Origin of the sequence: Mucilaginibacter sp. CSA2-8R (assembly GCF_038806765.1) — a bacterium.
GTDB lineage: Bacteria > Bacteroidota > Bacteroidia > Sphingobacteriales > Sphingobacteriaceae > Mucilaginibacter.
The window spans coordinates 248,293-270,333 of sequence record NZ_CP152389.1 but is presented as its reverse complement, the minus strand read 5'-3'; the positions used below and the strand labels follow the sequence as shown (position 1 = coordinate 270,333).

The window sequence follows — 22,041 nt, the reverse complement described above, 5'->3', positions numbered from 1 at the left end:
AAACTTGTAAGTTTTGTACAACAAAAAAGGTCTGACCATTTGCAAAATTTGCTTTTGATCAAACCTTTTAAAATTTAGTGTGGAGAATATCGGAGTCGAACCGATGACCTCTTGCATGCCATGCAAGCGCTCTAGCCAGCTGAGCTAATCCCCCGCTTAAGGAGTGCAAATATATACGTTATCTTAACAAGTGCCTAATATTTTTTTCTTTTTATGAAGGTAACGTTATCCGGGGCACATAAATCTCTGGGTTGTGGTTTAAATGGTTGAAATAGCCTTTAAATAGTTTGAAACATTTATGATTTTGCCGGTTTAAGCGCAATTAAATTTACCTGCAGTTATTTACGGTATTTGAATCTTGTAACTATAAGCCCTTAAGTTTAGCGGCCGGATCCTGGCTATAAATAAGGCTCAGTTGCTCATACAGCTCCGGATGTTTTTGACTGAATTGATCAGGTTTTTCAAAAAAATATTCTGACACGACAGCCAAAAACTCTGCCTCATTAGTGGCGCCATAAGGATCGATGTCCGAGTTACCTTTTTTAATCCGGTTAATTTCCTGGTGCATCATTTTTAGCCAAGGTGTAGCGTACTCGTGCGGTAAAACATTTTCTGGCACACCGTCAGTTGCTCCATCGCTTTTATCCAGGAGATGCACAAATTCATGTATACCGGTGTTGTTCTTACCCGATGCAGCCGAAAAGCCTCTGAGCAGCGCTGCTCTTGATAGCAGCATTTGCCCGTTCATATAACCCGAGCCTACCATACCCATAATATTGCGGCCTTCCTGCTCGCCCTCAAACTGGAAGTCATTATTAAAAGTATCGGGATACAGAATGACATTCGTAAGATTGGTATATCGCCATTCTTTGTATCCAAATATTGGTATAACGGCACTTGAGGCAATCAGCACACGGTCCAGATCAGTAATTTCCAGCCCAACACCTTCTATATGCACCGTTTCCAGGAAACCGGCGATCAAACTCTCAAATCGTGATTTATCCTCAGCAGATAATTTGCTGTAATAAGCTACATGTTGCTGCAAAACTTGTTTCAGCTCATTACTGAGGCTGGCATTGGCAACGGGTATACTGTTGCGCTGCTTATTAAACAGCCGATAAGCTAAATAGCCAAGGGCTAGTACTATGATGATTGAGATTATGATAAATGCAGTCATGATATAAGTGAATTACAAACACGGCCCGCTGAAAAAAGTTGCACGAGGATATATTTACTGAAGTAATTAATAATGATAAATTAATAGCAGTTATAAAAGTTTATTACGCTTACCTTATCTATCCATTTGTTCTTTATATTAGGCCTGTCTTCCAATATCGACCAATTATATTCATCAACAAAAAATATTCAGCAAATATGGTAACGCCATATTTAGTAGCTCAGACTTTTTGTATAGGCAACAATGATCGCCTATACAACAGATGGTAAAGTAAAATTTAAGAATAGCAACATATTATCAGTTCATATAAAACCAATATTAACCTATGAGCGACGAGAACCAACAACAGGAAAACTCCCGGAGAGCATTTTTGAAGACTGGCGCTGTGGCAGCAGCTTCGTTTATGATTGTGCCTCGACATGTACTTGGCAGAGGGTTTATAGCGCCAAGCGATAAATTAATGGTAGCCGGAGTTGGAGCAGGCGGTAAAGGCGAAACCGATATTAACAATTTTGCTAAAAGTGGTAAGGCCGAAATTGCCTACTTATGCGATGTTGACGACCGCCGGGCTGCAGCTACAAGAGCAAAATTTCCTAAAGCTAAATATTATAAAGACTGGCGCCAGATGCTTGATAAAGAAGGTAAGCATATTGATGCTGTATCTGTTGCGACGCCCGATCATAACCATGCCATTGTAGCTTACCGTGCTATGGCCATGGGCAAACATGTATATGTAGAAAAACCGCTAACCCACGATATTTATGAGGCACGTATGCTTACCGAAGCCGCAAAAAAATTCAAAGTAGTTACCCAAATGGGTAACCAGGGTGCATCAAACGATGGCACGCGTTTGCTATCTGAGTGGTACGATGCGGGTGAAATTGGCGACGTACATACCGTATACTGCTGGACTAACCGGCCAGTATGGCCGCAAGGCATACCCTGGCCGAGCACCAAAGCCGAAATACCCAAAGAGTTAGATTGGGATTTATGGCTGGGTACAGCCCCATACAAAGAATATGTAGATAAACTGGTGCCGTTTAACTGGCGAGGCTGGTGGGATTATGGTACCGGTGCCCTGGGCGATATGGGCTGCCATCTGGTTGAGGCTCCTTTTCGGGTACTAGGCTTACAATATGCTAAAGATGTACAGGCCAGTGTAGGTACCGTATATGTTGATGAATTTAAACAAGGCCGCTTCCCCGAAAGCTGTCCGCCATCAAGCCACATCACGCTTACGTTTCCTAAAACCGGTAAAACCAAAGGCGACATAAAATTACACTGGATGGATGGTGGCATACAACCCGAACGCCCTGAAGAGTTAGGCCCTAATGAGCGGTTTGGCGACGATGGCAATGGCACATTATTTATAGGCACTAAAGGTAAAATGATGGCCAGCACTTATTCAGAAAATCCGCAATTGCTGCCTACGTCGCGCACACTTAAGGTTAAGGTTCCGCAAAAATGGTCTCGGGTTTCAGGTCAGGCTGAGGGACATTACACGCAATGGGTAGAAGCCTGCTTAGCTGGGTATGGCAAACAAGAAGTAAGCTCTCCTTTTGAAATAGCAGGCCCATTGACCGAAGCATTGTTAATGGCCAATTTAGCCGTTAGAGGCCACGACTTAAAAGGTGGCCACATTAAATTGCTTTGGGATAATGCCCAGATGCGGGTTACTAATTTTGATAACGTAAATCAGTACGTAAAACGCGAATATCGGAAAGGCTGGAGCTTAACCGCTTAGGGAAAGAGAACTATAATTACTCCATGCATTTTCATGATTTTTCACACCAAGAACTTAGTAAGCGTGCCTCCTGTGTGATTTTTTATTCACGTGCTATTAAACGATTAACCAGTAGTTATTTAGCAATTGCATTTGATTAAAAATACTTTAAAAAAAATTGCCACAAAACAACAAAGCCGCTTTAATGTAAAGCGGCTTTGTTGTTTTATAAATATTTGATGCAGATTACAGCTTACGTTTAACTTCTACATTTTCGTAAGCTTCTACAATGTCGCCTACTTCAATGTTGTTAAAGTTATGGATGTTTAATCCACACTCGTAACCTGTATTTACTTCTTTCACGTCGTCTTTATAACGTTTCAGGGATGCCAGTTCGCCGGTGTAAATTACCACACCTTCGCGAACGATGCGGATCTTGCTGTTACGGGTAATCTTACCATCTAACACCATACATCCGGCAATGGTACCCACCTTACTAATTTTAAAGGTTTCGCGAATCTCTACATTAGCTACAATCTTCTCTTCGAAAGTTGGAGCCAACATGCCTTCCATCGCTGTTTTAATCTCGTTGATGGCATCGTAGATGATCGAGTACAGGCGGATATCAATCTGCTCCTGTTCGGCCAGCTTACGGGCACTGCCTGATGGGCGTACCTGGAAACCGATGATGATTGCATCTGAAGCCGAGGCCAGCAATACGTCTGATTCGGAAATCTGACCTACCGCTTTAGAGATGATATTTACCTGGATCTGATCGGTAGATAGTTTAAGCAATGAGTCGGATAACGCTTCAATAGAACCGTCAACGTCACCTTTAACAATGATGTTAAGCTCCTTAAAGTTACCGATAGCCAAACGACGACCAATCTCATCAAGCGTAATGTGTTTCTGCGTACGCAAACCTTGCTCACGTTGTAACTGTAAACGTTTGTTGGCAATATCACGTGCTTCAACTTCGCTTTCGAGTGCATTAAATTTGTCGCCGGCAGTTGGTGCACCTTGCATACCTAACACCTGTACCGGTGTAGATGGACCTGCTTCGCTTACACGCATACCACGCTCGTTGGTTAATGCTTTTACACGACCGCTATAACTACCTGCCAATATTGGATCACCAACACGTAGTGTACCTGCCTGTACCAATACCGTAGTTACAATACCCCGGCCCTTATCTAAAGCAGCCTCGATAACCGTACCTACAGCACGTTTTTTCGGGTTAGCCTTTAGCTCAAGCAATTCTGCCTCAAGCAATACTTTCTCGAGCAGCAAGTTGATATTTAAACCGGATTTGGCAGAAATTTCTTGCGACTGGTATTTACCGCCCCATTCTTCAACCAGGATGTTCATACCGGCCAGCTGCTCGCGCACTTTATCGGCGTTAGCACCCGGTTTGTCAATTTTGTTAAAGGCAAAGATGATTGGTGCACCTGCAGCCTGGGCATGGTTTATAGCCTCCCGGGTTTGCGGCATCACGCTATCGTCAGCAGCAATAACGATAATTACAATATCGGTTACCTGTGCACCACGGGCACGCATCGCGGTAAACGCTTCGTGACCCGGCGTATCCAGGAAAGTAATTTTACGTTTATCTTCCAGCGTTACTTCATAGGCACCGATGTGCTGGGTGATACCACCCGCCTCGCCGCCAATAACGTTGGTTTTGCGTATAAAATCGAGCAATGATGTTTTACCGTGGTCAACGTGACCCATAATGGTTACAATCGGTGCACGAGCAATTAAGCTTTCCGGAGCGTCGTCTTCCTCAAGGTTGATTTCTTCTTCGTCAGGCTTAACAAAGTCTATCTTATAGCCAAACTCGTCAGCCACAATGCTCAGGGTTTCCGCATCTAAACGTTGGTTAATAGATACGAACATACCCAGGCTCATACAGGTAGAGATAATTTGCGTTACCGAAACGTCCATTAACGAGGCCAGCTCGTTAGCGGTAACAAACTCGGTAACCTTTAGTACCCGCGACTGCAGCTCTTGTTCCATTGCTGCCTCTTCGGCAGATGCGGCCACATCATCACGTTTCTGGCGACGGAATTTAGCCCGTTGCGCAAACTTACCCGATTTACCTGCACCACTTAAGCGGGCAAGTGTAGCTTTAATCTGGTCTTGTATTTCTTTTTCTGTAGGCTCTTCTTTAGGCGCGCCGCTTGGGGCCGCATTACGATTACCAAATGCCGGCCTGTTGTTGCCACCTTGATAGCCGCCACCGCCACCCGGACGGTTATTGCCGCCTTGGCCTGGGCGATTATTACCGCCTTGATAGCCACCGCCGCCTGGGCGGTTATTATTATTGTTATTATTACCGCCCTGCTGATTGCCACCACCTGGCTGCCCTTGTTGCGGACCGCCGGTTTGACCACCAGGTTGTCCTGGTCCGGTTTCTTTACGTTTACGTTTGCGTCTGTTGTCAGAAGTATTAGCATTTGAAGATGCAGAAGCCTGGTTGCCACGACGGCCATTGTCTATCGGTAATTGTATTTTACCAACAACGTTTGGTCCGGTAAGGCGCTCAGCTTTAGCCCTGATCACTTCATTCTCAGGAGCAACAGCTTGCTCTTCCGGAGTTGCGGCAGTTGCAGGCAGTGTTGCCGGTTTTTCGGCAGTAGCGGTTACTACAGGCTCTGGTGCTTTTGGCGCAGGCGCTGCAGGTTTTTCGGCTACCGGAGCTGGTGCTGCCACTGGCTCAGGCTGCGGAGCTGGTTTAGCTACAGGCTCTGGTGCTTTTGGCGCAGGCGCTGCAGGTTTTTCGGCTACCGGAGCTGGTGCTGCCACTGGCTCAGGCTGCGGAGCTGGTTTAGCTACAGGCTCTGGTGCTTTCGGCGCAGGCGCTGCAGGTTTTTCGGCTACAGGCTCTGGTGCTGCCACTGGCTGTGGTGCCGGTTCTGGGCGTGGTGCCGGTTTGTTAAGATTATTTAAATCTATTTTCCCAACCACCTTAACTCCAGGTAAAGATCCTTCCGGACGCTCTTGAGGCTTCTCAGCTTCTTTGGGCCGGTTTGCAGATCCACCCGAAAAGCCTCCTGCATTTTTAATCAGGATTTCTTCTTTTTCAAAGTCTTTAGTGCGTTGCTCAGCAGGCTTTTCAGGATTCACACCAGGTTCATCACGGCGTATTTTGCCTATGTTGATTTGTTTGGCTTCCTCCTTAATGCTTTTATCGGCAGCAAACTGTTTAACCAGCGTGCTGTACATATCGCCATTAAGCACCGAGTTTGGGTTTTTGTCTACTTTATAACCCTTTGTGGATAAAAAGTCTACAATGGTACCCATACCAATGTTAAGCTCTTTTACTGCTTTTATTAACTTTATGCTTTTGTCTTCTGACATTTAATAATTCTTTCTCTGCGTATTATATGCAAATTTACGATTTTTTATTGGCATATATTCAGCTTATTCAAACTCAGCCTGCAGAATTGATAAAACTTCTTTAATTGTTTCTTCTTCAAGGTCAGTGCGTTTAACCAATTCACCGATGCTGAGGCTCAATATTGACTTTGCCGAATCTAAACCAACACGTTTAAACTCATCAATAATCCAGCCATCTATTTCATCCGAGAATTCTTCCAGGTCCACGTCCTCCTCATGCTCATCAGCTTCGCGGTAAACATCCACTTCATAACCGGTTAATTTACCGGCCAGTTTAATGTTATGTCCGCCACGGCCTATAGCCAGTGATACTTGATCAGGCTTCAAATAAACGGCTGCGGTTTTACGCTCGTCATCCAGCTTTATTGTAGTAATTTTAGCCGGCGATAAGGCCCGCTGAATGTATAATTGAACGTTATTGGTATAGTTAATAACGTCAATGTTTTCATTTTTAAGCTCGCGCACTATACCATGTATACGCGATCCTTTCATACCCACACAGGCACCTACCGGGTCAATGCGGTCATCGTAAGATTCAACCGCCACTTTGGCACGCTCTCCCGGTTCACGTACAATTTTCTTAATGGTAATTAAGCCATCAAAAATCTCCGGAACTTCCTGCTCAAATAAACGCTGTAAAAACTCAGGTGCAGTACGCGAAATGATGATTTTAGGATTAGTGTTCATCATATCCACTTTAGATACTACCGCTTTTACGCTATCACCTTTTTTAAAGTAATCGGCAGGTATTTGCTCGCTTTTTGGCAACAATAACTCGTTACCTTCATCATCAAGCACTAAGGTTTCTTTTTTCCAAACCTGGTAAACCTCGCCGGTAATAATTTCGCCTACGCGATCTTTATATTTTTTAAATATTTCGTCTTTCTCCAGCTCTAAAATTTTAGATACCAGCGTTTGGCGGGCAGCTAAAATAGCCCTGCGGCCAAAGCTTTCTAACGTTACCTGTTCAACAAACTCATCACCTACCTCTAAATCCGGATCGTGTTTATGAGCTTCGGCCAGTTCTATTTCCAGATCATCATCTTCTGAAAATCCGTCTTCCATAACGGTACGAGTGCGCCAAATCTCCAAGTCACCGTTATCGGTGTTTACAATTACGTCGCAGTTCTCGTCGGTACCGTATTTTTTACGAATCATGCTTCTAAACACATCTTCCAACACACTCATCATGGTTGGCCGGTCAATGTTCTTAAAATCTTTAAACTCCTGAAAGGAATCTATTAAATTAATACTGCTCATCTTATTTAAACGATATTAAAACTTTTGTTTCTGCTATAGTATCTGTCGGAATGGCACTTTCTACCAGTTCCGCTTTCTTACCTGTAGTTTTTATTTTTTCTTCAATCAGTACATGGTCGGCCGTTAATGACAGCAGTTTGCCTTCGCGTTTACCACCGTCGGTGGTTTTGATGGCTACCTGACGACCTATATTTTTTACATACTGCCGGGGCAACGTTAACGGCGTATCAATGCCGGGCGACGATACTTCCAGGTTATAGGCATCAGGTATCAGATTTTCTTCTTCCAGATGATGGCCTACATGGCGGCTTACTTCAGCACAATCACCAATACCTAAGCCTGTGTCGCCATCGATCAAAATGACCAGCTTTCCACTCCCTTGCATTTTAACGCTGACCAAAAAAAGGCCGGGCTTGTCTGCAATTTTTTCTTCAACCAGTTCTGTTACTCTCTTTTCAATATTCATTACCAGCCAAATTTGATTGATAAATAAAAAGAGGGGACATAGGTCCCCTCTTTATTATAACACAAATGTACGAATATTATTTGATTTTCAATGCCTTTGTTGCAGAAATTGAGTATCAGCGTTTAACTTATATTATATAATCTGGATCAGATAATCAGTAACACATACCTTTTTACGCGTTGCCGGATTTAAAAATTCTTTATTTAAACGCGTAATACCAAAATCAACATCCGAGTAAACGGTTTTAAACTTAAAACCCTGGCTAATTAAAATTTGCCGGGCATCGGCATTGGTAAGCAACCAAACAGGTTTACCCTCTGCACGCTTAGCCCTGATATCGGCCAGGGTTATCTCCTTATTTAAATGTTGCGCATAAAAATTAAAACCCGAACTATGGTGGTTAAAGTTGTAAACATCATTTTTAGGAATATGGGTACGATTAACAACTTGAGCCAAGCCAATACCACTCTGGTAATTTAATAGTTGCTGATACACATTACCATTAAGCAGCACATTAGTTAATGATGCCAACAAAACTGACAAGGTAATTAAACGGGTAAGCAAATGATGTTCTTTAGCAAACACATATAGCATTACGCCTACTATTAACAGCGATACTATAATTACCGCCCATGAGTGTGCCGGGAAGCACCAGAAGTTGAGCAAAACCAACAAAAATACTACAATAGCGATAACCAGGTATTGCACCTTATTATAAGCAGATAAGGTTTTTAAATCGTCAGCGTTTACTTTAGCCTCCAGCAGTCCGGCCGTTAGCAATGCAAAAAACGGAAATAAGATGTTTAAATAATGAGGCAACTGATAACCCGACGAAGAAATGATGGCAAAAATGATGATAATAGTGCCTACGGTCATCAACTCGTGATTGGGTGTATACTTAAACCGGCTTTTTATAAAAAAAGTGACACGGTTAAAAAACGCAATGTAGGTAAGTAAGCAAAAAGGCAGAAAGGCCCATAGCAAGGTATGAAAGAAAAAGAAATAATCTTTATGCCCCTTTCCCCAATGCTTACCCTCTAAGCGCTCAAAATTTTGCTTCCATAAAATAAACTTTACACCAGATACATGCCGCATGTTGCGCACTACTTTCTCAGGATGTAAGTCGTATTGGAGGTAGTAGCAATAAACGCAAGGCGCTATAAACACTGCCCAGCATAATAAAACCACTAACCAACGCCAATGAAACATAGCTTTCCAGTTACGCTGATACAGCAATAAAAAGAACAACGCTACGCCAGGCATTACAAAGCCAATCATGCCCTTAGTAGTAAACGCCATGGCAAGCCCCAACCCAGCCAGTACGTAATTATACCAGCGCGAAAAATAAGCCGACTCTACCAGTTGCCAGGTAGCGAAAATAATGCTTGCAGTAAGCAGAGCATCCATCCGTACATCATTGTTGGCCAAAAATTGCGCCTGTGCACTGGCATACATTACAGTGGCCATTAAACCCACCTGCCTGTTAATCATGAGCTTTCCTAAACGGAAGGTAGAAAACAAACCTAAAATGGTGGCCAGTAAAGCCGGTATTTTATAAGAGATGGTGTTTACCCCAAAAATATTGAACGACAGCGCCGTTAGCCAAAAATGCAGATGCGGCTTATCCAGGTAATCTTTATAATGGTCATCAACAAGGTTTACATAATCATGGTTTTGCACCATGTGCAGGGCAATGTTGGCATGGTGTGAGGCATCCTCGTTCATGAGCGGCACAAACAAACCGAAAACGTAAGCTACCAGTAACGAAAAAAAGAGCCAGAACCAGGTTTTATTATTGATAGGATTTTGCGTCATGAAAATGAATTTGATAAAAGCACTTACCAGATAAAGGGCAGCCTTAAAGCCTCAAAATTAGTTATTTTGAAAATAAGCCTCATGTGCTTTGTTACAATAAGCTAAAACATTAACAGAAACGCACCTGTTTAACTAAGCAACAAAACATTAACCTTTATGAAAATCATTAGAAATCTGGCAGCCCTGGCTTTGATCACCATCACGCTGGCGTCGTGCGGTGGAAGCGGCGAAGGCAAATCAATAGGCGGCAGTGCCGATACCAACCAAAATAACTCTACCCAGGGCGCAACCAGCGTTGGCGGTATGGACAGTACTGCAAAAACCGATAGCTCCCGCGATTCGACCAGCATGTCGGAAGGAAACGCCAACCCCGACGGACGGCCTCAAAAATAATTACTGAACGATACTTTTAATAACGACAAAGCCTGCCAGGTAATACACCTGGCAGGCTTTGTTATTTACAGGATTTAAAAGTTAAACCTTAATTTATCCATTCAAACTTAGTATAAGGCACTAACACTTCCGGTATTTTGATACCCTGCTCGGTTTGATTATTTTCGAGTAGTGTGGCTACTATACGCGGCAGCGCCAAAGCACTGCCATTGAGGGTGTGCGCCAGTTGCGTTTTACCCTCAGCATTACGGAAACGCAATTTTAAGCGGTTACTTTGATAAGTTTCGAAGTTGGATACTGACGAAACTTCCAGCCAGCGTTGCTGGGCTGCGCTCCAGGTTTCCATATCATAAGTTAAAGCAGCGGTAAAACCCATATCGCCACCACACAAGCGCAACACACGGTAAGCCAAACCTAACTTTTGCAACAGGCCCTGCACATGTGTGCTCATACCCTCCAGTACTTCGTAAGACTGGTCGGGATGTACTACCTGCACCAACTCTACTTTATCAAACTGATGTAAACGGTTAAGGCCGCGCACGTGTGCACCGTAAGACCCGGCCTCGCGACGGAAACATGGTGTGTAACCGGTATTTTTAACCGGCAACTCATCCAATTTTAAAATCACGTCGCGGTACATATTGGTGATAGGCACCTCGGCAGTTGGGATTAGATACAAATTATCCTGGCCTACAAAATACATCTGCCCTTCTTTATCAGGCAACTGCCCAGTACCAAAGCCAGAAGCTTCGTTCACCATCAACGGCAGCATCACTTCGTTGTAACCTGCTTTTTCAGCCTCGTCTAAAAAGAAACTGATCAAGGCTCGTTGTAATTTGGCGCCCTTACCTTTATACACCGGGAAACCGGCACCGGTTATTTTAACACCTAATTCAAAATCAATCAGGTTATACTTTGTAGCCAGTTCCCAATGTGGCAGGGCACTGGCAGGTAAAACAGGTTTTTCGCCATTTTCAAGCACCACCTCATTATCCTCAGCACTTACGCCTTTTGGCACACTGCTATGCGGCAGGTTAGGCAGTAAAACTACTTTCTGCAACAACTCTTGCTCAATCTTGTTAAGTTGCTCATTTAGCTGCTTAATTTCTTCTTTCCAGGTTCCGGTTTGCGATTTTAGCTGTTCGGCCTCCGCTTTCTGGCCGGTACGCATCATTTCGCCAATTCGTTTAGCGGCAGCATTGGCCTCGGCCGATGTACTGTCTAAACGCCCCTGAGTTTGGCGCCGGCTGTCGTCCAGGGCAATCAACTCATCAACCAGTTCAGTCTGTTTAAAGTTTTTAACAGCCAAACGTTCTAAAACCTGTTCCTTGTTATCGCGGATATAACTAACTTGCAGCATTTATTTTAAATTTTCATCGCAAAGATAGGATGAGTTGCGAGTTGTGGGTAGTTAGTTGCGAGTTTTTTTGACTTCGCATTACTCGTAACACGCAACCCGTCACACAAAACTTACTCATGACCGGTAAACTCTACTTAGTGCCAACGCCTATAGGCAACCTGGAAGATATGACTTACCGGGCCATACGTGTTTTAAAAGAAGCCGACCTGATTTTGGCTGAAGATACCCGCACCTCTGCCCCTTTACTTAAACATTTCGGCATTGAAAAAAAGGTATTTGCCCATCATCAGCATAATGAACATCAGTCTTCTTCAGAAATTGTAAAGTTTTTAAAAGAGGGTAAAAACATTGCTCTAATTTCTGATGCCGGCACACCAGCCATATCCGACCCCGGCTTTTATCTGGTGCGCGAAGCCTTGCGTTACGACCTACCAGTAGAATGCCTGCCGGGCGCTACGGCATTTGTACCGGCGCTGGTAAATTCGGGTTTCCCAACTGATCGCTTTTGCTTTGAAGGATTTTTACCTTTAAAAAAAGGCAGGCAAACCCGTTATAAGCTTTTGGCCGAAGAAGAACGAACTATCATTTTGTATGAGTCGCCGCATCGGTTATTAAAAACGCTGGACGAGATGGCTACTTATTTTGGAACCGCCCGGCAATTGTCTGTATCGCGGGAGTTAACTAAACTATATGAAGAAACGGTACGTGGTACCGTTGCCGAGGTAAAACAGCATTTTGAGACACATTTAGTAAAAGGTGAATTTGTTATTTGTGTAGCCGGGAAGCCTTGATCATTTTTATCCTAAATTAACTTTTTATAACTTCCAGCTATTCTGATTTCTAGTAACAGACAGCCAAGCTATCAATTTTGTTACAAAACAGTCACCACGCACATAAGCTCATTGACCATATAAATACTCCAGTTGACGTAATACCAAGCCAGTATCTCACATCAAGACTAATAAAGCCACCATATTCTTCTTAATATAGAGACCAGTTAACCATTAAGAAAATACCACTAAAACAATAAACCGGTACTTTCTGAATAGTATACTACTCAATCAGGCTAAAATTGATCTTGAATACCACCGAATTGCTACCCGGACAAAGCGTTGATGAAAAGCTATTTCGCTTATTGGTAAGCAGTGTTACCGATTATGCTATATTTTTAATTGACATTAACGGTTATATCTTGAGCTGGAACGAGGGTGCCGAACGTATTCATGGCTACTATGGTGACGATATTATCGGACAGCATATTTCTGTTTTTTACCGCCCGCACGATCATGAGCGCAAACTGCTTAGTTATAGCTTGAAGCAGGCGCTCAAAAACGGTATGCACGAAACTGAGGGGTGGCGGGTACGCAAAAATGGCTCTGTATTTTGGACAAACGATACATTAACTACGCTATATAATGACCAAGGCAACCTGATAGGTTTTGCCAACGTATCACGTGATATTACCGAACGCAAACTGGCTGAGGAGAAAAAAGCCCAATTAAATGCAGAGCTGGAAAAGCGGGTTAAGGATAATACACAAAAAATTATTGCTAACGAGATACGCTTCCGCAAACTGATTGAAAATAGCTATGAAGGCATTTCATTATTTGATGGCGAACTAAATATTATATACCGCAGCCCCTCGTGCGAGCGCATCAACGGCTGGACCCATCTGGAAGAGTTACCGCGTAAAGCGCTAGATTTGGTGCATCCGGAAGATGCCCCTTTAATGGAGAGCCAGTTCAAAAAAATACTGCAAAATCCCTTAGAGCCTATCATTGTAAATTGCCGCAACCGCCACAAGCAAGGCCATTATATTTGGGTAGAATGCATTTTTAACAATATGCTGCACGATATTAATGTACAAGCTATTGTATGCAATTTTAGAGATGTAACTGAACAGCATAATGCCCAGTTAGAACGCGAACGCATTACCAGCGACTTAGTGCAACGCAACAAAGACCTGGAACAGTACGCTTATATTATATCACATAACCTGCGTGCACCTGTAGCTAATATTGCAGGCCTTTCGGGCCTTTTACACGATATGCCAGCATCAAACGATGACCAAGCTAACGTTTTAGATATGCTTACTCATGCCGTCAAAAACCTGGACAACGTTATACTTAACCTAAACCAAATCCTGCAAGCCAGCAGCGAGGCTAATGACCAGATTGAAGAAGTCTCGCTGTCTGAGCTTGTTAAAACTATCCAATTAAGTATTAATTCACTCATACAAAAAAGTAAGGCTACTATTGAATTTGAGTTTAGCGAGATTGACCGCCTGCTCACCTTAAAAAGTTATTTGCACAGCATTGTTCAAAATCTGATTACTAACAGTATTAAATACAAACGCCCATATATACGGCCGGTCATATCTATTCGCAGTGCCGTTACCGACAATACTATCGTTATTTATTTTAAAGATAATGGCAAAGGCATAGATTTGGCTAAACACGGTCATCACCTGTTTGGACTGTACAAAAGGTTTGACCATACGGTTGAAGGTAAAGGCATGGGCCTCTTTATGGTAAAAATGCAGGTTGAACGGCTTGGCGGCAGTATTAGCGTAGTAAGCGAATTAAACAAAGGAACAGAATTTACCATTAAGTTTCCGCTCTGCCTCATGGCCATTTAAAAGCTGATCCACCTCTGGCTCGTTAAAGCGGGCAATCAGATATTTATTGCAATTTTACCGGCCATACATCGTTTCTTTGTATCGCATGAAAAAAAATTTATTGCTGGCCATTTTTTCGGGGTTGTTGCTTTGGATTGCCTGGCCACCTACCTCATATACTACTTTTTTACTTTTTGGGGCTTTAGTGCCTATGCTGGTGGCTATCGAAAACGTTATACAGTCGGCTTACAAGCAAAAAGGACGATTAATTTTTGCCACCACCTTTATTGGTTTTGTAGTTTGGAACAGCTTGTGTATTTACTGGGTATACAATTCTTTAAAAATAATTGGCGCCGTGGCGGCTATCCCCATCACGGTTATTCCTTATACGCTCGGCCCGTTACTAATGGCCGTAGCTTGTTTGCTCTATTATCATTTACGAAAAAACACATCGCGAGGCTGGAGTCTGGCAGGGTTGGTTTGCTTTTGGATAGCTTACGAATACCTGCACCAAACCTGGGACCTAAAATTTCCGTGGATGACATTAGGCAACGGTTTTGCCGTTAGTCACCAATGGGTACAATGGTATGAATATACCGGCGTTTACGGTGGCACTATCTGGATATGGCTATGTAATATCTTTCTTTTTCTGATTTATGTAAATCTGCGCGAGGCTAATAATAAGGCCTATCAGTTAAAACTGGTTACTGCATTTACCAGTGTGCTCTTGCTGCCATTGGCTTTTTCATTATATCGCTATTACAGTTACGAGGAGCAGGAAAATCCATCAAACGTGGTTGTAGTACAGCCAAACATCGATCCTTACACCAAGTTTAACATCCCCTCGTATCAGGGAATACAATTGCTCACCCACCTGTCCGACTCATTGGCTCAGCCTAATACCGAGTATTTTATATGGCCGGAAACAGCTATCTCTGACGATATTAATGAAGATAGCTTTGACAACAGCTCGCAGTACCGACAGGTAAGACAGTTTTTGGGTAAATATAAAAACGGCAATGTTATTAGCGGAATCTCTACTTATAAAATTTACCCGGATGCACATACGGTAACCGCACAGCATTTGCCACAGGGCAGTGACTATTTAGATGTTTTTAATGCAGCAGTAAATATCGAAAATTCGGGCAAATTACAGTTTTATCATAAGTCGAAATTAGTGCCCGGCGCTGAAGCTATGCCATTCGGGTCCGCATTAAGTTTCTTAAAGCCGGTTTTTGAGCATTTAGGCGGTTCGTCTGGCAGTTATGGCAGCCAGGATGAGGCTGATGTATTTTACTCGCAAAGCGGCATCGGTGCCGACCCCGTAATTTGTTATGAAACTATCTGGGGCGATTGGGTGGCGCAATCGGTAAAAAAAGGCGCCCAGTTTATCGCCATTATCACTAACGATGGCTGGTGGGAAAACACCTCGGGCAAAGACCAGCATTTTGATTATGCTAAACTTCGCGCCATCGAAAACCGCCGATGGATTTGCCGCTCGGCCAACACTGGAATTTCGGGCTTTATTAACCAGCGTGGTGATGTTATACAACATTCAGTCTGGTGGGTAAAAGCAGCACTTAAACAAGATATCAACCTCAACTCCGAACTTACCTTTTACACCCGCCACGGCGATTACTTGCCTAAAATTGGCTGTTTATTAGCGCTATTAAGTGGCATATGGATTATTTTTCGCCGTTTCAACGGCCGAAGTGCTGCACAACTTCAATAATTCAGGCAACTACTTCAACGTTGTTATTTGCTTAATAGGTCATCTACCAGTTTAACCACACCGGTAGTGGCTTTTTCTTCAATTTTAGTCACCGACTCGCCGCCGCGCACGTACGGTATGTGCGGATCAATAATATATTTAGGAACGCCGTCGGGTACATAATCAATTAGTCCGGCAGCCGGGTATACAGCCAGCGATGTTCCAATTAAAATAAAAATATCAGCGGTAGTACAAAGTGCGGCAGCAGTTTCAATCATGGGCACAGACTCGCCAAACCAAACTACATGAGCTCTTAAAGGCGAGCCTAATTCGCAAACATCATCCATTTTAATTTCCCAACCATCAATGGGATAAGTAAGCGTAGGATTAAGGCTTGATTGTGATCGGGTAATAATACCGTGCAAATGTACTACGCGCGATGAACCTGCACGCTCGTGTAAATCGTCAATGTTTTGGGTGATGATGGTTACCTCGTATTTTTCTTCGAGTTTAGCTAAGGCATAATGAGCCGTGTTAGGTTCGGCCTCCATTACCGATTTACGGCGCATATTATAAAACTCCTGCACCAGCACCGGGTTGCGCTGCCACGCTTCGGGGGTGGCTACGTCTTCAATATTATACCCTTCCCATAAGCCATCACTGTCGCGAAAGGTTTTTAGTCCGCTTTCGGCGCTTATTCCGGCACCGGTTAATACAATAATTTTTTGCATAGCTTTCTGTTATATCAAAGCTAACATTTTCCTTTTCAAGTTTTACTACACCGCAGTATTCATTTATCAACGCTTGTTTAGGCTATAAAAACGTCATTAATAGCACGTTGATATCTCAACCACAACCATTTTGGCGTTGTTTTGTAATATTACAGCAATGAGCACTAAAGGGCAGCAAATAATTGGCGATTGGTTTAAGCAAAAAGGATGGCAGCAGTTTCCTTTTCAACAGGAAATGCAGGAAGCTTACTTAGCCGGTTACTCGGGTTTGCTCAATGCACCTACAGGCAGCGGCAAAACCTTTGCCTTGTTTCTTCCCTTTTTGGTAGGCTACATTAATCAGTATCCCGATACTTATCAAACACGAACCAACAATGGCTTGCTCATGCTTTGGATTACGCCTTTGCGTGCCTTAACCAATGATATACGCAAGGCCATGCAAGAGGTTTGTGACGAGCTGGGTTTACCCTGGCGCATCGGCACCCGAACTGGCGACACTTCTCAAGCCGAAAAGCAGGCTTTGCGCAAAAAACTGCCGGAGGTATTGCTAACTACGCCTGAAAGTCTGCACCTGATGCTGGCACAAAAAGATTATCCCAAGCTTTTTCAAAAACTGCAAATTGTAGTTATTGATGAGTGGCACGAATTATTAGGCACCAAGCGCGGTGTACAGATCGAACTGGGTTTATCAAGATTAAAGAACCTCGCTCCGGCCCTCTCTAAAGGAGAGGATCCCGTCCCGCCCATAGAGGGATGGGGAGGAGTGATCTGGGGCATCAGCGCCACCATCGGCAACCTGGAACAGGCTTCAGAAGTATTACTGGGCAATAACTTCCCGCCCGAAAAGCGAAAGATGGTGCGGGCCAACATCAGCAAAAAGCTGGATATCCAATCGGTCATACCCAAAGACATTGATAATTACTCATGGACGGGGCATATTGGGTTGAAATTGTTGCCCGAGGTAATGGAGATTGTGGCCAACAGTAAAACCACACTTATTTTCACCAATACCCGCGCCCAATCAGAAATCTGGTATCATGCCATATTAGACCGTTACCCTGAGTATGCCGGCATTATGGCTATGCACCACGGCTCGCTGGATAATGAATTGCGCAATTGGGTAGAGCAGGCCTTGCATCAAGGTATACTCAAATTAGTGGTTTGTACTTCCAGCTTAGATTTAGGGGTAGACTTTAGACCAGTTGATACTGTAGTACAAGTGGGCAGCCCCAAAGGTGTAGCCCGCTTTATGCAACGCGCCGGTCGTAGCGGTCACCATCCGGGGGCTGTATCTAAAGCGTATTTTATCCCCACCCACTCACTCGAACTGCTTGAAGGGGCTGCTCTTAAAGAGGCCATTACGCATGTAAACTTCGAGAGCCGCGACCCAATTTTGTTGGCTATAGATGTGTTGATTCAGTACATGGTTACCCTGGCGGTGTCTGATGGTTTCAGGGCCGATCAACTTTATAAAGAAATTACAGGTACTTATGCCTTTGCCGATCTACGCGAAACCGAGTTTAGCCAGTTATTAGAATTTATTACTACCGGTGGAGCTACTTTATCGCAATATGATGAGTTTTTAAAAGTAGAGGTAGAAGACGGCTTATATAAGGTAAACAGCCGGCGGGTAGCCATGCGGCACCGGTTTAGTATAGGCACCATCACCAGCAGTGCAAGTTTGCGGGTTAAAATGCTGCACGGCGGAAGTTTAGGTTCTATAGAGGAGGGTTTTATATCGCGACTTAAACCCGGAGATACATTTTGGTTTGCCGGTCGCAGCCTGGAGTTTGTGCAGTTAAAAGAAATGACTGCTTTTGTCAAAAAATCTAACGCCACCAAGGGGTTAATACCCAGTTGGGCGGGCGGGCGTATGCCACTATCCTCACAACTATCATCAGTACTTCGCGATAAGCTGGATGAGGTAGCTCATCACCAAGAAAAAGACGTAGAAGTGAAAGCATTACGGTCATTATTCAACCTGCAGGAAAAACTATCGCATTTACCCAAACGTACCGACCTGCTGATTGAAGCCTTCGAATCGCGCGACGGGCACCACCTGTTTTTTTATCCATTTGAAGGGCGCCTGGTGCACGAAGGCATGGCCTCGCTTATTGCCTACCGCATTGGCCGCATTAAAAAAGCAACTTACAGTATTGCCATGAATGATTATGGCTTTGAATTGTTGACCGATGAGCCCATCCCGCTGATGGAAGCGCTGGAAGAAGACTTGTTTACCATCCACAACCTGATTGACGATATACAGCATAGTTTAAATGCTAACGAAATGGCCCGCCGCCGTTTTAGGGATATTGCCCACATTGGCGGATTGGTTTTTACCGGCTACCCTGGGCAGCCCATCAAAAACCGGCATTTACAGGCCAGTACCGGGTTGCTGTTTGATGTATTTATGGAATACGAGCCTGATAATCTATTAATCAGGCAAGCATTTAATGAGGCCCTGGCTTTTCAGTTAGAGGAGTTCAGATTACGGGAGGCATTATTACGTATACAAAAGCAGGAAATTGTGATTAAGCAGGTAGAGCGCCCTACCCCATTTGCCTTTCCTATACTGGTTGACCGTCTGCGCGAAAAACTAACTTTGGAAAGTCTGGAAGAACGTGTGGCCAAAATGGCCCGCCGATATGATGCCTTTGAAGATGATGAAGAAGAACCCGTACCGCCGGTAAAAGATAAAACGCGGAAGAGAAAATCTTCTTAACTCCTGTCATTTACTTTCACACAAAAGCCCATCAACTTGGACCAATATATTCCCTATTGGTGTAATAACGTAAGAACTTACGCGTTAAATAAACATATTGTAAACCCATTTAGATGTAGATACATCTATCGTTTGTGTTATTACACCCCATTAATTAAAACTATATGACTGCCTTAATTGCTGCGCTGGTGGTTCTTAACATCATTTTAGTGATGAAGAGAAAGCCAAACGACCCAGCCGAACCTTTTTAATTAAAGCACCCCAAAAAGTTCTGCTTTGAGCTTTTTGGGCAGGCTTTTTATAATCAGGTCGTACGAGTGGTCAATCATTTCACAAAGCTCTTTATGTGTCAACGAGCCGTCGATATATACGGTGTTCCAGTGTGTTTTATTCATGTGATAACCGGGCTGCACTTCAGTGAAACGTTCACGCAATTCTACCGCCCGTTCTGGGTCGCATTTTGCGTTAAAGCTATTGCCCTTATCCAGACTAACCAGCAAAAATATTTTACCTCCGGCTTTAAACACCAGCGTATCATTATCAAACGGAAAACTTTCTGTAACGGCAGTTTTTTTGAGGCAGTAATCGCGCAGTTCTTCGGTATTCATAGGCTTAAAGTAATGTAAATTTTGATGCAAGCATGCAAAAATAAAGTTTCATTTTTGCAGATAGACTTCCAAATTATCTTTAGATGAATCAGTTTAATTTTACCGTTACCGAGCGTTTTTTGCGTTACGTAACTATAGATACCCAATCAGACCCCGAATCGCCTACCTGCCCATCTACCGAAAAGCAAAAAAACCTGGGCCGGATACTGGTGCAGGAACTGCTTGATTTAGGCATAGCCGATGCACACCTTGATGAGCATGGTTATGTGTATGCCACCATACCTGCCAATACGGATAAGGCTGATGTACCGGTGATTTGTTTTTGCTCGCACATGGACACCTCGCCAGATTGCAGCGGCGAAGGTGTTAAACCTATTATTCATCACAATTACCAGGGGCAGGATTTGGTATTACCTGATGATAATACCCAGGTACTGAAAGCAAAGAACCATCCCGAATTATGCAAACAGATAGGTAACGATATCATTACGGCCAGCGGCACTACCTTGTTAGGTGCCGATAACAAAGCCGGTGTTGCCGAAATTATGGATGCGTGTTACCAATTGGTTAATCATCCTGAAATTAAGCACGGCACTATCAAAATACTCTTTACACCCGACGAAGAAATTGGCCGCGGCGTAGACAAAGTTAACCTGCAAAAATTAGGTGCGTTTGCTGCCTATACTATCGACGGCGAAACAGCCGGAAACATGGAAAACGAAACCTTTTCGGCAGATGGCGCCCGTTTAACCATAAACGGAGTTAGTGCCCACCCCGGCTTTGCCAAAGGGCAGATGCAAAGTGCAATTAAAATTGCTGCTCAAATGGTAGCTGCCTTGCCTTATGAGCTTTCGCCGGAGGGTACAGAAGCCATGCAGGGTTTTGTGCACCCGGTAGGCATCAGCGGCCATGTAGAACAGGCCACTATTGATTTTATTATCCGCGATTTTGACACCGCTTTATTACAACAACATGCACAATCCATCCGGCAAATTGCCGAACGGGTGCTGCAGCAGTTTCCGGGAGCCACTTACAGTTTAGATGTTAAAGAACAGTACCGTAACATGAAACAAATTTTAGACCAGCACCCGCAAATTGTGGAATATGGCATGGAGGCTATTAACCGGGCTGGTATGCAAGCTAAATTATGCAGTATACGTGGTGGTACTGATGGCTCAAGATTATCATTCATGGGAGTACCTACGCCTAACATTTTTGCCGGAGAGCATGCATTTCACGGCCGGCAGGAATGGGTATCGGTGCAGGATATGCAAAAAGCGGTACAAACTATTTTGCACTTGTGTACCATATGGGAAGAGCGAAGCTAAAATTTTATTTGTAACGCTCATCCTTAAACATCAAAGCCGTATACAAATAAGTTGTATACGGCTTTGATGTTATATATCAGTTGTAAAGGTTTTGTCGGTTATTTATAAACTTCGCTTAACCCGGTCATACATCGACATCTCGTCCAGTTTAGCCTCTAACTGAGTCATGATATCCAGCAGCTGATGATCGGCTTCTTTAAGCCAAAGTTCATTCTCTTCTTTAATAACGGCCAAAACCGGGGCCAGTTGCTTTAACAACTTAACCCCTTGCGGCGACAAGGATACCATACGTTTACGACCGTCTTTAATATCTTTTTGTGCAATAATCAATTTGGCTTTAAGCATTTGATCGGCAAACTGCACAATGGCGGGGTGAGTAAGTTTCAATTCATCGGCTATATCTACAATCGAAAGCGTTTTTCGACGGCTGAGTAACTCGAGCACTAAAAACCATTTCGATTCAAAGTTTAAATCAAGCTCCTTATATACTTTATTAACATCACCGGCCAGCCTTTCACTCAAACGTTTTAACCGGGTGGCTACCGCTAACGCACCCAGTTCAGATATCAGGTCCATAATTTAAATTAAAGAGGCCCTAATATAAGGGTTAATTTAGACTAATTATTAAGAAAGTTATTTTTCTTATGGTGAATTAAAATCAAATAAGATGTTTGCTGCTTCCTATTTTCAACACACATGATGTATATCATCTTTTACCGCTCAGAAAAAGC

The 22,041-nt window shown here is 43.5% G+C and carries 16 protein-coding genes and 1 tRNA gene; 7 read left to right on the top strand and 10 right to left on the bottom strand.

Features of this window, described 5'->3' with window-relative positions:
* Positions 1-80: 80 nt before the first annotated feature.
* A tRNA-Ala gene (locus AAGR14_RS01165) sits at positions 81-154 on the bottom strand.
* Positions 155-364: 210 nt separating this feature from the next.
* Positions 365-1,177 (bottom strand): M90 family metallopeptidase, encoded by an 813-nt coding sequence (locus AAGR14_RS01160; protein WP_342646759.1) that lies wholly within the window; start codon positions 1,175-1,177, stop codon positions 365-367.
* Between the two features lie 325 nt (positions 1,178-1,502).
* On the opposite strand from AAGR14_RS01160, the gene AAGR14_RS01155 reads away from it, so the two are divergent.
* Positions 1,503-2,921, top strand: a complete 1,419-nt coding sequence (locus tag AAGR14_RS01155; protein WP_342646758.1) for a Gfo/Idh/MocA family oxidoreductase — start codon at positions 1,503-1,505, stop codon at positions 2,919-2,921.
* Between the two features lie 225 nt (positions 2,922-3,146).
* On the opposite strand, the gene infB is transcribed toward AAGR14_RS01155, so the two are convergent.
* The 4 genes from infB to AAGR14_RS01135 form a co-directional block, all read right to left on the bottom strand.
* The gene (gene infB, locus AAGR14_RS01150; protein WP_342646757.1) at positions 3,147-6,260 is read right to left on the bottom strand and encodes a translation initiation factor IF-2; all 3,114 of its coding nucleotides are present in this window, start codon (positions 6,258-6,260) and stop codon (positions 3,147-3,149) included.
* Between the two features lie 63 nt (positions 6,261-6,323).
* Positions 6,324-7,559, bottom strand: a complete 1,236-nt coding sequence (nusA, locus tag AAGR14_RS01145) for a transcription termination factor NusA (RefSeq protein ID WP_342646756.1) — start codon at positions 7,557-7,559, stop codon at positions 6,324-6,326.
* A 1-nt stretch (position 7,560) separates the two neighbouring features.
* Positions 7,561-8,025 carry a ribosome assembly cofactor RimP gene (gene rimP / locus AAGR14_RS01140; RefSeq protein ID WP_342646755.1) on the bottom strand — a complete coding sequence of 155 codons (465 nt, stop codon included), beginning with the start codon at positions 8,023-8,025 and terminating at the stop codon, positions 7,561-7,563.
* 132 nt (positions 8,026-8,157) lie between these two features.
* Positions 8,158-9,840 (bottom strand): glycosyltransferase family 39 protein, encoded by a 1,683-nt coding sequence (locus tag AAGR14_RS01135; RefSeq protein ID WP_342646754.1) that lies wholly within the window; start codon positions 9,838-9,840, stop codon positions 8,158-8,160.
* A gap of 156 nt (positions 9,841-9,996) precedes the next feature.
* Here AAGR14_RS01135 and AAGR14_RS01130 point away from each other — a divergent pair, with 156 nt between their 5' ends.
* Positions 9,997-10,233: a hypothetical protein gene (locus tag AAGR14_RS01130; protein WP_342646753.1), complete on the top strand. Its 237-nt coding sequence runs from the start codon at positions 9,997-9,999 to the stop codon at positions 10,231-10,233.
* Positions 10,234-10,321: 88 nt separating this feature from the next.
* On the opposite strand, the gene serS is transcribed toward AAGR14_RS01130, so the two are convergent.
* Positions 10,322-11,593, bottom strand: a complete 1,272-nt coding sequence (gene serS, locus AAGR14_RS01125) for a serine--tRNA ligase (RefSeq protein WP_342646752.1) — start codon at positions 11,591-11,593, stop codon at positions 10,322-10,324.
* 116 nt (positions 11,594-11,709) lie between these two features.
* Between serS and rsmI the strand changes: the two genes are divergently transcribed.
* From rsmI to lnt, 3 genes are all read left to right on the top strand, one after another.
* Positions 11,710-12,384 (top strand): 16S rRNA (cytidine(1402)-2'-O)-methyltransferase, encoded by a 675-nt coding sequence (rsmI, locus tag AAGR14_RS01120; protein ID WP_342646751.1) that lies wholly within the window; start codon positions 11,710-11,712, stop codon positions 12,382-12,384.
* 287 nt (positions 12,385-12,671) lie between these two features.
* Entirely contained in the window at positions 12,672-14,231 is a 1,560-nt protein-coding gene (locus AAGR14_RS01115) for a PAS domain-containing sensor histidine kinase (protein ID WP_342646750.1), read from the top strand.
* 85 nt (positions 14,232-14,316) lie between these two features.
* Entirely contained in the window at positions 14,317-15,942 is a 1,626-nt protein-coding gene (gene lnt / locus AAGR14_RS01110; protein WP_342646749.1) for an apolipoprotein N-acyltransferase, read from the top strand.
* Positions 15,943-15,965: 23 nt separating this feature from the next.
* Here lnt and AAGR14_RS01105 read toward each other — a convergent pair whose 3' ends face one another.
* Positions 15,966-16,652: an NAD-dependent deacylase gene (locus AAGR14_RS01105; protein ID WP_342646748.1), complete on the bottom strand. Its 687-nt coding sequence runs from the start codon at positions 16,650-16,652 to the stop codon at positions 15,966-15,968.
* 157 nt (positions 16,653-16,809) lie between these two features.
* Here AAGR14_RS01105 and AAGR14_RS01100 point away from each other — a divergent pair, with 157 nt between their 5' ends.
* The gene (locus tag AAGR14_RS01100) at positions 16,810-19,374 is read left to right on the top strand and encodes a ligase-associated DNA damage response DEXH box helicase (protein ID WP_342646747.1); all 2,565 of its coding nucleotides are present in this window, start codon (positions 16,810-16,812) and stop codon (positions 19,372-19,374) included.
* A gap of 251 nt (positions 19,375-19,625) precedes the next feature.
* Here AAGR14_RS01100 and AAGR14_RS01095 read toward each other — a convergent pair whose 3' ends face one another.
* Complete coding sequence (locus AAGR14_RS01095; RefSeq protein ID WP_342646746.1) at positions 19,626-19,982, bottom strand: MmcQ/YjbR family DNA-binding protein; 357 nt, start codon at positions 19,980-19,982, stop codon at positions 19,626-19,628.
* An 83-nt stretch (positions 19,983-20,065) separates the two neighbouring features.
* Here AAGR14_RS01095 and pepT point away from each other — a divergent pair, with 83 nt between their 5' ends.
* Entirely contained in the window at positions 20,066-21,310 is a 1,245-nt protein-coding gene (gene pepT / locus AAGR14_RS01090; RefSeq protein WP_342646745.1) for a peptidase T, read from the top strand.
* Positions 21,311-21,412: 102 nt separating this feature from the next.
* Here pepT and AAGR14_RS01085 read toward each other — a convergent pair whose 3' ends face one another.
* Positions 21,413-21,886: a MarR family transcriptional regulator gene (locus AAGR14_RS01085; protein ID WP_342646744.1), complete on the bottom strand. Its 474-nt coding sequence runs from the start codon at positions 21,884-21,886 to the stop codon at positions 21,413-21,415.
* Between the last annotated feature and the right edge of the window lie 155 nt (positions 21,887-22,041).

Excerpts from the sequence above, each read along its gene's own strand:
- AAGR14_RS01135 (WP_342646754.1), bottom strand. The coding sequence starts at position 9,840 with ATGACGCAAAATCCTATCAATAATAAAACCTGGTTCTGGCTCTTTTTT.
- rimP (WP_342646755.1), bottom strand. The coding sequence starts at position 8,025 with ATGAATATTGAAAAGAGAGTAACAGAACTGGTTGAAGAAAAAATTGCA.
- nusA (WP_342646756.1), bottom strand. The coding sequence starts at position 7,559 with ATGAGCAGTATTAATTTAATAGATTCCTTTCAGGAGTTTAAAGATTTT.
- AAGR14_RS01085 (WP_342646744.1), bottom strand. The coding sequence starts at position 21,886 with ATGGACCTGATATCTGAACTGGGTGCGTTAGCGGTAGCCACCCGGTTA.
- AAGR14_RS01130 (WP_342646753.1), top strand. The coding sequence starts at position 9,997 with ATGAAAATCATTAGAAATCTGGCAGCCCTGGCTTTGATCACCATCACG.
- AAGR14_RS01095 (WP_342646746.1), bottom strand. The coding sequence starts at position 19,982 with ATGAATACCGAAGAACTGCGCGATTACTGCCTCAAAAAAACTGCCGTT.
- pepT (WP_342646745.1), top strand. The coding sequence starts at position 20,066 with ATGAATCAGTTTAATTTTACCGTTACCGAGCGTTTTTTGCGTTACGTA.
- lnt (WP_342646749.1), top strand. The coding sequence starts at position 14,317 with ATGAAAAAAAATTTATTGCTGGCCATTTTTTCGGGGTTGTTGCTTTGG.
- rsmI (WP_342646751.1), top strand. The coding sequence starts at position 11,710 with ATGACCGGTAAACTCTACTTAGTGCCAACGCCTATAGGCAACCTGGAA.
- AAGR14_RS01160 (WP_342646759.1), bottom strand. The coding sequence starts at position 1,177 with ATGACTGCATTTATCATAATCTCAATCATCATAGTACTAGCCCTTGGC.
- AAGR14_RS01105 (WP_342646748.1), bottom strand. The coding sequence starts at position 16,652 with ATGCAAAAAATTATTGTATTAACCGGTGCCGGAATAAGCGCCGAAAGC.
- infB (WP_342646757.1), bottom strand. The coding sequence starts at position 6,260 with ATGTCAGAAGACAAAAGCATAAAGTTAATAAAAGCAGTAAAAGAGCTT.
- AAGR14_RS01100 (WP_342646747.1), top strand. The coding sequence starts at position 16,810 with ATGAGCACTAAAGGGCAGCAAATAATTGGCGATTGGTTTAAGCAAAAA.
- serS (WP_342646752.1), bottom strand. The coding sequence starts at position 11,593 with ATGCTGCAAGTTAGTTATATCCGCGATAACAAGGAACAGGTTTTAGAA.
- AAGR14_RS01155 (WP_342646758.1), top strand. The coding sequence starts at position 1,503 with ATGAGCGACGAGAACCAACAACAGGAAAACTCCCGGAGAGCATTTTTG.